This is a genomic window from Mycobacterium sp. (assembly GCF_050701675.1).
In the GTDB taxonomy this organism is placed as follows: domain Bacteria; phylum Actinomycetota; class Actinomycetes; order Mycobacteriales; family Mycobacteriaceae; genus Mycobacterium.
Genome location: NZ_JBOGDD010000264.1, coordinates 1 through 10,545, shown reverse-complemented (window position 1 = coordinate 10,545; position 10,545 = coordinate 1). Strand labels below are relative to the sequence as shown.

At 67.3% G+C, this 10,545-nt stretch carries 10 protein-coding genes; 4 read left to right on the top strand and 6 right to left on the bottom strand.

The genetic code is table 11. From position 1 onward, the window contains the following. A partial coding sequence (locus tag ACRDUX_RS07575) for a transposase (protein ID WP_526412533.1) occupies positions 1 to 230 on the bottom strand: 230 nt, incomplete at its 3' end. 570 nt (positions 231 to 800) lie between these two features. Here ACRDUX_RS07575 and ACRDUX_RS07570 point away from each other — a divergent pair. From ACRDUX_RS07570 to ACRDUX_RS07560, 3 genes are read left to right on the top strand one after another with little or no spacing between them, the layout of a single operon-like run. After that, positions 801 to 2,834, top strand: coding sequence for a hypothetical protein (locus ACRDUX_RS07570; RefSeq protein WP_526412531.1), 2,034 nt, complete (start codon positions 801 to 803; stop codon positions 2,832 to 2,834). A 6-nt stretch (positions 2,835 to 2,840) separates the two neighbouring features. Further along, the gene (locus ACRDUX_RS07565) at positions 2,841 to 6,005 is read left to right on the top strand and encodes a TolB family protein (RefSeq protein WP_526412529.1); all 3,165 of its coding nucleotides are present in this window, start codon (positions 2,841 to 2,843) and stop codon (positions 6,003 to 6,005) included. Continuing rightward, positions 5,936 to 6,256 (top strand): GxxExxY protein, encoded by a 321-nt coding sequence (locus ACRDUX_RS07560; protein WP_526412527.1) that lies wholly within the window; start codon positions 5,936 to 5,938, stop codon positions 6,254 to 6,256. The genes ACRDUX_RS07565 and ACRDUX_RS07560 overlap by 70 nt, the downstream gene beginning before the upstream one ends. Positions 6,257 to 6,655: 399 nt before the next feature. On the opposite strand, the gene ACRDUX_RS07555 is transcribed toward ACRDUX_RS07560, so the two are convergent. Together ACRDUX_RS07555 and ACRDUX_RS07550 are read right to left on the bottom strand one after the other, a co-directional pair. Beyond that, the gene (locus tag ACRDUX_RS07555; RefSeq protein ID WP_526412525.1) at positions 6,656 to 7,390 is read right to left on the bottom strand and encodes a transposase zinc-binding domain-containing protein; all 735 of its coding nucleotides are present in this window, start codon (positions 7,388 to 7,390) and stop codon (positions 6,656 to 6,658) included. Further along, positions 7,390 to 7,626 (bottom strand): hypothetical protein, encoded by a 237-nt coding sequence (locus ACRDUX_RS07550; protein ID WP_526412523.1) that lies wholly within the window; start codon positions 7,624 to 7,626, stop codon positions 7,390 to 7,392. The genes ACRDUX_RS07555 and ACRDUX_RS07550 overlap by 1 nt, the downstream gene beginning before the upstream one ends. A 128-nt stretch (positions 7,627 to 7,754) precedes the next feature. Here ACRDUX_RS07550 and ACRDUX_RS07545 point away from each other — a divergent pair, with 128 nt between their 5' ends. Further along, a complete protein-coding gene (locus ACRDUX_RS07545) occupies positions 7,755 to 7,889 on the top strand; it encodes a hypothetical protein (protein WP_526412522.1) in 135 nt (44 codons plus the stop codon). A gap of 6 nt (positions 7,890 to 7,895) precedes the next feature. Here ACRDUX_RS07545 and ACRDUX_RS07540 read toward each other — a convergent pair whose 3' ends face one another. The 3 genes from ACRDUX_RS07540 to ACRDUX_RS07530 all read right to left on the bottom strand — a co-directional run. Continuing rightward, positions 7,896 to 9,221: an ABC1 kinase family protein gene (locus tag ACRDUX_RS07540; protein WP_526412520.1), complete on the bottom strand. Its 1,326-nt coding sequence runs from the start codon at positions 9,219 to 9,221 to the stop codon at positions 7,896 to 7,898. Between the two features lie 200 nt (positions 9,222 to 9,421). Then, the gene (gene larB / locus ACRDUX_RS07535; RefSeq protein WP_526412518.1) at positions 9,422 to 10,171 is read right to left on the bottom strand and encodes a nickel pincer cofactor biosynthesis protein LarB; all 750 of its coding nucleotides are present in this window, start codon (positions 10,169 to 10,171) and stop codon (positions 9,422 to 9,424) included. Beyond that, the coding region (locus tag ACRDUX_RS07530; protein ID WP_526412516.1) for a thiamine-phosphate kinase at positions 10,168 to 10,545 on the bottom strand (378 nt) is incomplete at its 5' end. The genes ACRDUX_RS07530 and larB, both read right to left, overlap by 4 nt.

The following is a 10,545-nucleotide window of genomic DNA, read 5'->3' as shown; positions in this document are numbered from 1 at the left end:
GGGGGTGCACTCTCCGCGTCCCGACCCGCAGCTGCGCGACAACAGCCACGCGGCGCGAAGGCGCCGTGGTAGATCAGCAGGTTGGCGCGTGGGCGCGGAATCATGGCGGCGAGCTTCTCGAGCAGCTCGGTCGGCGCCAAGCGGATCGCCCGCGTCCCGTCACGCCACGGCCGCCGCAGACGCAGCAGCACCGTGCCGTCCGCCGCCAGCTCCAGCGCCCCGTGGGCCACCGGCGGACGCAACACATAGCGGCAGAGGTGCTCGAGCCGGGTGCGGTCGCCGGCTCACAACGCGGGCCACACGCAGCCTCGTGTGGACGAGTGATCCCAAAGACATCGCACGCTACGGAGTTGCCGCTGACTACATTCGCAGGGTCTGAAGCCGGCGTCGAATGAGGCGGCGATGGCTCGAGTGAGCCGAGACCGAACGCGCACGCGTGCGCGGCACCTGAGCCAACTCCGATTACATCGCACGAGCACGGCTTCGCTGCGCATGAAAGACAAGTCCTTTTGCGCGTCGGTCAAGTTGCCCACCGCAACTGTTCGGCTGCGTCGATCTCAGTCGGCTGAAGCCGACTGAAGACCGGAGTCGAGTTCCCTTCAGGGGACTTTTTCAAGACTCAACCGGGGAATTCCATTCCCCGGCGTCACGTTGGCGAATTGGTGGCGCGACAATCGCAAGACCAGCCGGTGAGCTTGGGGGCCAAACTTCCTTGACGAACGCTCGTTAGTCCTGCACGTTGACAACTCGCTTCCGGCCGAGTGTCCGGCCGGAAGCGAGCATCGGCAGTTAGGGGGGATATGCATCATCGCGGCACGGCCACGTCGTACCCGTATCGTCTCATTGTTCTTGTCGCGCTCCTGCTCGTCTCGCTGCAGCCTGCCAGCACAGCCATCGCGGGCTGCAACCTGATCCCCGGCACGGCGAGAGCCTTCAACGCCGCGCTCGGCACCGCCAACCGGCCGTTCGCGGCGCCGGGAGAGCGGGTGGAGTTGACGCTGCGGAGCTGCGACACGGGCTCGCCGGGCTTGACGGCGAACGCGGCCGATCACGTCGTGACCGTCGTCTTCCAGCCGCCGATGGGACCGAAGAACGCGGTAGTGCTGACGGCCGACCCCGATTGCACGGCCATCACGCCGCAGCTAGCCGCCTGCGCCGCGCAACTCGGCGGTGGTGCGGCGACCTGCATCGCGGGTACGGAAGCGGGGGTCGCGATCGTCGACCACGACGGCGAGCGCTTCGTGAGCTTCCGCTTTCCCGATACGCGCAAGCGGTGCAGCGGCGGGATCAACGACGGACTGCGCTGCCAAGAAGCGAGCGATTGCCCGAACCCGGGCAGCTGCGTGGCCGGTACCGAGAACGAGACTCTGGCCGGCCCGGCGGCGATCGCGGTCAGTGTACCCGGCAACCCACTGCCGTGCGGGCTGGCGACCGCTACGTGCGTCAGTCAAACCGGGCTGCGCGCCTGCGTCGACGATCTCTACGCCAACGACGGGGCCTGCGGCACCGGGGTGCCCTTCCCGGCCTTTACGCACTTTACCGCCCTACCTCCCCCGAACAACTACGCGCACGACTGCTACAAGCTCTCCGCCGTCGATGATCCGCCAGGTCCGTGCAACCCGATCGCCACTGATCTGCGCTTCAGCGTCGACAGCGCCGGGAATCTGCTCCTACCGGTGAGCTGGCAGAGCGTGCTGGTGCCGGCAGCGGTGCCGGTGCCGCGCCTGCTGCACGCGCGCTTGCTGTCGCCGCTGCCGTTCGACATTCCCGATGCGGTCTTCGCGGGATCGTTCACGCCGGAAGGTGGGAACCTGCCGCCGATCTTCGAGCCGCAGGTCGACCCGAGTGTGCCGAATGCCAACGTCGTCGCACTGTTCGGCTCGGTGGATGCGCCGTACACCATCTTGCGCATCGGCCGGCGCTTCGGCACCTGTCAGGGCGGGGCGAACGACGATCAGCCCTGTAACGTGTCGAGCGACTGCCCGGGCGGGCTCTGTCCGACGACCTGCGTGGGCGACCCGGCGAAGACGTGCACCGAGGACGCCGAGTGCGGGGGGAGCGGTCCCTGCGGGGCGCTGTTCGACTTCAGCGCCTTGGTCGATGACGGGCCGCTTCTACTGCCGCGGCCACGCATCGCTCCGCTCAACGGGATGTGTCAGGAGAGCAGCGCGACGTGCACGGCCGACTGTGGGGTGGACGGTCCGTGCGTGAACTACGCCTTCGAGGCCGAGGCGCCGGTGAACCTGAGCTCGCTGCGCGACAGGACCGAGTCGATCCGCGGTTTCACCGCGAGCGAGGCCGCGGTCGGGCAGGACTTGAACGGCGACGGCGATCAGTTGGATACGGTGGCCACGCTGCGCGACCGGATCACCGGTGCGGAAGAGGATCTCGGCGCGCCGGCGGGGTGCGGTGTGACCGATGGCCGCGTCATCATCAACGTCCGCCAGCCGCCGTTCGCGTTCCCCGCGGTCGCCGTCGAGGGCGACGTGCAGGCGTTTCTCGAGTCAGAAGTGGATCAGAATCGCTGCTTTCAGAACAACGACGAAGATTTCGCGGATGCAATTCTGCGTATCTTTCGCCGCGGAGCTGGCGAGACCAACTACGGCAGCCCGCTCCGTGCCGTCGATGCGGCGCCGAAGATCGACGGCCGGTCGCTGGCGATTTCGGGTGGCGTGGTCTTCGTGCGCAGCGACGAAGGTGCCATGGCCAAGCGACTGACGACGCGCTATCCCGCTCCGGCCGGTGCGTCGCTCGACGTTCACATGTCGGCGGACGGTCGAGTCCTCGTGTTTGGCACGTTTCCCGACAACGACGTGTTCACGCACAATCGTTAGGCCGGGATGACGGCTCTGATCGACAGTGACGGATCGCAGTCGCCGGCGATCTCTGCCAACGGTCGATTCGTGGCGTTTCAAAGTATCTCAGCCGATATCCTCGGACCGGGAGAAGACACCAACGGGTTCGCCGACGTCTATGTCCGAGATCTGCAAACCGGAGACTCCTTCCGCGTCAGCGATGCTCCGGGTGGGGTGCAGAGCGATTCGGATTCGGGATCTCCAGCGATCTCAGCAGACGGCCGTTTCGTGGCGTTCTCCAGCGGCGCCACCAATTTGGTGGTCCCCGACACGAATCTCCAGTTGGACGTCTTCGTTCACGACCGTTGCCAGGCAAACGGCGTCACGGTGCCGGCGTGCTCACCCACGACCGAGCGGGTCAGCGACGCGCCTGGTGGGATGCAAGCCAATGGTCCCGCGGACCCCCCGGGGATCTCGGGCGACGGACGATTCGTCGTATTCGACAGCGTCGCGACGAATCTTCTCGGACCCGGTGGCGACACCAACGCGTTTACTGATGTTTTCTTACACGACCGACTTACGGGGCTAACCGACCGCGTGAGCGTTGGTCCGGGTGGACTTCAAGGCGATCTCCCCTCATTCTTTCAGCCCCACGCCATCTCGGCGGACGCGAGATTCATTGCGTTTACGAGCTTGGCAACCAACCTACTCGGACCTGGCATCGATACCAATGCGATCAACGATGTCTTCCTCCACGATCGGTGCGTCGGTGGCGGCCAGGTCGTCGAAGACTGCACGCCCTCGACCGAGCGAGTCAGCATCGGTCCGGGTGGGACACAAGGGAATTCCGCTTCGGCTCAAGCGTCGGTTTCTGGGGACGGTAGGTACGTTGCCTATTTCAGCCAGTCCACCACCCTTCTTGGACCGGGTGGCGATACGAATGGCGGCAATGCCGATGCGTTTCTCTATGACCGGGTGACGGGGGTGACTGAACGGGTCAATGTCGGAGCGGCAGGTGTCGAGGCGGGTCCCCTCACCTCAGCATCTTCGATCACGATCTCGGCGGATGGACGTGTGGTGGCGTTCACCTCCGACGCCAGCAACCTCGTTGCTGGCGACGTGAACGGTGTGTTCGACGCTTTCGTTCGCGACAGCGACCCCGCCGATCCCCTCGGCATCGACGACCTATTGTTCGACGACGACGCGCTCGACGACATCGTGCTCGAAGCAATCGACGCCACGAGCGGAACGGTGACGACACTCTGCCCGGCCGACGCCGTGACTGTCGCTGCCGGAACGACGGCATTCCTTCGCCCCGAGGCTCCGCTCGGTGGGCCTGCGACGCCAGCCTGTCCGAAGGGCTCGCTGAACGGCGATGCCGATACCGAGGACGCCGTCGCGCAGCTCTGGCCGGGCAGTGGCAGTGTTCGGAACCTCCGCTGCGCCGCGACGGCGGTCACCATGTCGCCGACCTGGGTCGGGGCGCTGGTCTCCGAGGCCGGCGAGGGCGCCGACGGGAACGGAGATCTCGACCAGAGCGACGACGTCGCCGCGTTCCACCGCGTCGCCGGGCCGTTCGGGACGACGTGTGCGGGGGGCGGCAGCTCGTGGCTGCACACCCAGCAAGCGGCGGATAAAATCGTCCTATCCGATACGACAACGGTCCTGCTCACATCCGAGGACGCCCAGGGCGCCAGCCCGGGCGGGCTGAACGGCGACGGCGACGCGCTCGATTTGGTGTTGCAGGTGTACGCACTCTCCGATACCGCGGTAACGCTGACACCCTGTGCAGTGGGACCTGGACCAGCAACGTCGTGCAGCGCCGGTGTGCGCCAGACCGCCGAGGACGTCGTCGTCGGTGACGAAGCCACCAGCGCCTGCGGCGACGTGCACCTGGTAGCGTTCCGCACCAACGAGGCGGCGCAAGGCAACACCAATCTGAACTCCACCAGCAACGGGTTGCCGACCGGCGACGCCGACACGAGTGACAACGTCCTGCAGGTCTACGACGCCGTCTCCGGCACGCTCGTGAACACCGGGCAAGCCATCACCCCGTGCGCGTTGGAAGCCTGCGACCCGCGCCAGCCCTATTCCGTCAGCGGCAGCGTCGTGAAGTTCCTGACCCTCGAAGCCGAGCAAGGCGGCCAGGATCTGAACAACGACGGTACGAACAATCAGCTCATCCTGCAGAGCTTCGACTTCTGCACCGGCCGCGCGACGGTGGTCGGCGCCGTGGCGGAGGAAGCGGGGCAGGATCCGCTCGACGTCAGCGACGAGAGCCAGGTGTTCTTCAGCCCGGCCGGGCGCTGCGATCTTGGGGTGACCTGTGACCCGATGAACGACATGTGCGGCGACGGCGCGGTGTGCGAGGACGACGTCTGTGACCTGGCGACCTCGAAGTGCGCCAAGCACACGGGGATCGCGTGCGGCAGCGATGCCGTGTGTAAGCGCTGCACGCTCCGCCAGCCGGGGAGCTGCCTGATCAACGACGATTGCCCGGCGGGCGCGACGTGCGGGGCGCAGTTGATCGTCGCGGTTACCGGTGTCGCGGATGCCGATGACGACGGCGTCCCCGACGACCAGGACAATTGCCCGACCGAGCCGAACACCGCGCAAACGGACACCGATAACGACGGCCTGGGTGACGCCTGCCAGACACCAACCTGTAGTGCGGCCCCGCTCCCCGGCTGTCTGGTGGCGGGAGAGGCGAAGCTCCTGTCGAACGAAAAGAAGGCTGGCAAAGAGAAGCTGAAGCTCAAATGGAAGAAGGTAGAAAGCGCGACCACGGCCGCAGACTTCGGCGCCCCGGTGACCGGCGCAACCGCCGTGACGATCTGCCTGTACGACGATAGCGATACCCTTCTCCAGAGCATCAAAATCGCACGCGGCGGCCAGCTCTGCGCCAACGAACCGTGCTGGGAGGCGAAGGGCAGCAAGGGCTTCGGCTACAAGGACAAGAGCGCTTCTGCCGACGGGATCACCAAGATCGGCTACCTCTCCGGTGCCGCCGGCAAGGGTAAAGCCGATGCGTCCGCAGCCAACAACACGGCCAAGGGGCTGAACAATCTTTCGCTCGGCATCGCGGCGGCACTGTCAGGGAACACCAACCCGACGGTGCAACTGATCACGAGCAACGGCCTGTGCATCGGCGCGACGATGACGGAAGTACAGAAGGACGAAGGCGGGGTGTACCAGGCGCGGAAGAAGTAGGGTCGCGGGGGCTTTGCCTCAAGTCGAAGCGACCCCCTGTCGAGCAACAGCACGGGTTCAGCGTTCACTATCGCGGACATTTCATCGGCAAGCTCGTCCCGGATCTTATCGTCGACCAACAGGTCATCGTCGATCCCAAGGTGGTGACGTCCTTCAATGAGACGCACGTCGCGCAGATGCTTGGCTACCTGAACATCACCGTCCTGCATGTAGCCCTGCTGCTCAACTTCAAGCACGCGCACTTGGGCTGAAAGCGCGTAGTGCTTTGATCGGAATTGAACCACGGATGACACGGATGCCCCAGCCCGGCCGTTCGCCGGAACCAAACAAGGAGAGGAGAGGCCCACAGAAGAGGAAGTTGACCACGGATGGGCACGGATACGGATCCGGAGCAGAAGCCTGAGTCCGTCTCATCACGAGGCGACCACGAATCAGGGGAATGACATCAAGCCGACCCGGCTTCATCTTGTTTCTTCAATCCGTATCCGTGCCCATCCGTGCCCATCCGTGGTCAATCTTCTACGCTCGGATTCCGCGAGATGCGCGATCCCCTTACACCACTCAAATGGGGCGTGGGCCGGGTGCAGCCGTCGGAGGAAATCTGCGCGTGCCGACAAGAAACGGAACGTTTGTTACACGGATAGAAGAAATCAGATCTTCATCCTCCGACTCCGCATCCGTGTGATCCGTGTCATCACCACCGGCGCCGTGGGATCGCCCCCGAGCCGCATCACCAGATGGCCGGCGCGCGGCCCGGTGGCGACCCGGCCGAGCACCGACGCCCCCTGCATCTGGGCCAGCACCGGACTGTCGAGCCACAACGGGTCGGTGGTCGGCCCGTCGTCGAACCCCCCGTCCAGCTCGAGGCCGTGCTGGCCGACGAGGCGGACGAGGCGCCGTCGCACCGACGCCAGCAGGCGCGCCACCTCGACGTCGGTCGGCGGCCGCAGCGCCGGCACGAACCGCTGCGACCCATCGGGCTGTTCTTCGAACACGCCTTCGGCCACCAGGGTGTGGAAGTGGACGTTGGTGTTCAGCGCCGATCCGCAGCGCTGAATCGCGGTCACGGCACCGCCGCGGCCCTCGATCCCCTGCGCGCGCGCCCGGCGCCGCTCGGCGCGCAGCACCGCGCGCACGAACACCGCCAGGACGGCGCGGCAGAGCCGATGATCGTAGGCCAGCGCGTAGCGCAACCGGTGCGGCAGCGTCAGCACCCATTGGCGGATGGGCAGGCCACCGAGCACGCCGTCGACGAGATGGGCGGCGCGCTCGCACATGCGACGGCCGCAGCACGACGGGCAGAAGCCGCGCCCCTTGCAGGAGAACGCGACCAGAATTTCGCGACTGCAGCCGGAGCAGCGGAAGCGTGCGAAGCCGCCGGCCATCACGCCACAGTGAGGAACGCGCGCAGCTCCCGTTCGACGAAATGCGGCAGCCCCTCGCCGCCACCGCGCAGACGCGCCTCAGCCAGGAAGGTCTCGAGGTGCTCGCGGACCACCTGGTGCAGGACGCCGCGCTCGGGTTGGCGGCGGACGTCGGTGTGCTGCCCCGAACGTCCGGGCGATCCCGGCCTTTCCGCGGCACGATGCGCTGGGATCGACGGCACCGCTGTTGACTCCACGCGTGCTGGATAGACCGTTCTGTCACTCAGATTGATTCAGGCGAATCTATCAGAATTGGGTATTCAATAGATAGCCCGGAATATGGCCAGCGGCCGAGTCGACCTGCTCGCGTGGCAGGGCAGTGTCGGTGAAGGTCGCCGTCCGGGTGGGCGAGGGAGGCAGGCTCGTCGGCGTGCGACTGCGCGTCGAGCCCGACGTGGCCGGCGAGCTGGCCGATTGGCAGCGGCGGACCGGCGTCGCGATCGATCCGTCGTACGCCTGAACGGCGTCAGCTGGCGTCGTCGACGCACTGCGTGAAGATGCGGTGCCAGTTGGCGACGGCGCCGAGCTGCTTCAGGTACGAGTCGAGGCCGATCAGCGCGCGCGTGAGGAAGACGCGGTGGCCGGGCGCCTTGAACAGGCGGTGCTCTATGCCGAGGGTCGCCACGGCCATGCCCTTCTCGAGCACGTCGTACTTGCGCGGGTCGAAGACCTTGTCGACCAGCACCGGCTCGAAGATCACGTCCATGATCTTGATCATGCCGGTCGGATCGTCGCCGGCGTCGATGAAGCCGAGCTGCACCAGGCTCTTCGCCATCGCCTTCTCGTCGCGGCGCAGGATGCCGGCGGCGAGCCCGAGGTAGCCCTTGCGGATCGGCTCGGGGAAGATGCGGATGCTGCCGAAGTCGAGGATGGCGAGCTTCGGGTGGTAGGTGATCAGGTAGTTGCCCGGGTGCGGGTCGGTGTGCAGCGTGCCGAACTCGAAGATCTGCCGCCAGGCGACGCGGAAGAACTTGATCGCCACCCAATCCTTGAGCGACTGGTCGACGCCCGGCTTGAGCACGTCGGCGAAGGGGTAGCCCTCGAGACGGCTCATGGTGAGGACGCGGCGCGAGCTGTAGGCGGGATACACGTCGGGGATGACCACCTCGTCGTCGTCGCGGAACATCTTCTGGAAGAGCGCGATGTTCTTCGCCTCGTTGATGTAGTCGAGCTCCTCGTGCAGGCGCTCTTCGAGCTCCTGGTAGACCTCGCTCTGGTCGATGTTCTGGCGCATCACGTCGCGCCCGATCATGGTGAAGACCTGCAGCAGCGCCTTGACGTTGCGCAGATCCTGCTGGACGGTCACGTCGACGCCCGGGTACTGGACCTTGACCACCACCTCCTCGCCGCTCTTCAGCGTCGCGCGGTGCACCTGGCCGAGCGACGCCGCGGCGAAGGCCTCCTCGTCGAAGGAGGCGAAGAGCTGCTCGGGCGCCTTGCCGAGCTCGCGCTTCACCTGGCCGCGGATCTCGGCGTAGTCCATCGGCGGCACCTGCGACTGCACCACCGAGAGGACCGAGAGCGCCTCGGCCGGCAGGATGTCGTCGCGCATGGACAGCATCTGCACCAGCTTCATGAATGCGCCCTTGAGCTCCTTCGAGCTCTCGACGATGCGCAGGGCGTTGCGGATGTGGGTGTCGAGCAGCGCCTGCTGGCGCTTGCCGGCGGAACGGAACGGGCTCTTCAGCGCCTCCCAGATGTAGGACGAGCCGACCGAGGTGGCGAGCTCGCCGACCTTGAGCACGCGCTTGGTGCGCCCGCGCGTCAACTGGCCCTTCCCGCCCGCCGCCATGTGGCGGTTATAGCGGAGCGGGGCACCATCGCAACGAGCGCCCCTCGCATACGAGGCTCGGCCTGGAGGGCGCGGCTCCGTCGGCGCCGTGCGCGCGGCGAGCATCCCGCTCCGTCTCGCCCCACCCCACCCCCGGCGCCGAGGGACCGGCGCCCTCCAGGGCCGGTGCCCCAACCAGCCCGCAGCGTAGAGCGGTTGCCTCAGGCGCGGTTGATCAGGCTGGCGGCGACGCCGGCGCCGAAGCCGTTGTCGATGTTGACGACGGTGATGCCGGCGGCGCACGAGCTGAGCATGCCGAGCAGCGCGGCGAGGCCACCGAAGCTGGCGCCGTAGCCGACGCTGGTCGGGACGGCGATCAGCGGCCGGTCGACCAGGCCACCGACGACGCTCGGCAGCGCGCCCTCCATGCCGGCGACGACGACCAGCACACTGGCGGCGCGCAGGCGGTCGTGGTGGGCAAAGAGGCGGTGGATACCCGCGACACCGACATCGTAGATGCGCTCGACCTGGTTGCCGGCCAGCTCGGCGGTCAGCGCCGCCTCCTCGGCCACCGGCAGATCGGCCGTGCCGGCCGCGACGATGAGGATCGTGCCGCGCCCGCGCGCCAGCGGCGCATCGCGGCGCCAGAACGCCACGCGGGCATCGGCGACATAGGTCAGCTCGGGCAGCGCGGCGGTCACCGCGGCCGCGGCGTCGGCGGCCAGGCGGGTGATCAGCAGGTCGTGGCCCGCGTCGCGCAGGCTGCGCGCGATGGCGATCACCTGCTCGGCGGTCTTGCCGGCGCCGAAGATCACCTCCGGCAGGCCGTTGCGCAGGGCGCGGTGATGGTCGACCTTGGCAAAGCCGAGGTCCTCGAAGGGCAGATGCTTGACCGCCTCGAAGGCGGCGTCGGCGGTGAGCTCGCCGCGCGCGACGCGCTCCAGCAGGGTGCGCAGGCGATCCGGCTTCATCGCCGTCCCCGCGCAGCGAAGTGATCGTGACCCGCACGGCGCAGCCGCAGCGGTCGGCCGGCGGCGTCGACGACCGTCAGGCCGCCGGCCGCCGGCAGGCAGATGCCGATGCAGGTCATCCGATGACCGAGTTGGTCGGCGAGCCGTTCGACTCGCCGGCGATGCTGCGCCGGAACGGCACACAGCAGCTCGTAGTCCTCGCCGCCGGTGAGGGCAAGCGCCACGCCGGCGGCGCGCACCGCCGGCGTGCACGGCAGGCGTGCGGCCTCGAGGCGTGCGCCGACGCGGCTGGCGGTGCAGAGGTGTCGCAGGTCCTGCACCAGGCCATCGCTGACGTCGATCATCGCCGTGGCGAGCCCGCCGCGCGCCAGCCG

Coding starts and splice junctions, on each gene's coding strand:
- ACRDUX_RS07570 (WP_526412531.1), top strand. CDS start 801: ATGCATCATCGCGGCACGGCCACGTCGTACCCGTATCGTCTCATTGTT.
- ACRDUX_RS07565 (WP_526412529.1), top strand. CDS start 2,841: ATGACGGCTCTGATCGACAGTGACGGATCGCAGTCGCCGGCGATCTCT.
- ACRDUX_RS07555 (WP_526412525.1), bottom strand. CDS start 7,390: ATGGCCGGCGGCTTCGCACGCTTCCGCTGCTCCGGCTGCAGTCGCGAA.
- ACRDUX_RS07540 (WP_526412520.1), bottom strand. CDS start 9,221: ATGGCGGCGGGCGGGAAGGGCCAGTTGACGCGCGGGCGCACCAAGCGC.
- larB (WP_526412518.1), bottom strand. CDS start 10,171: ATGAAGCCGGATCGCCTGCGCACCCTGCTGGAGCGCGTCGCGCGCGGC.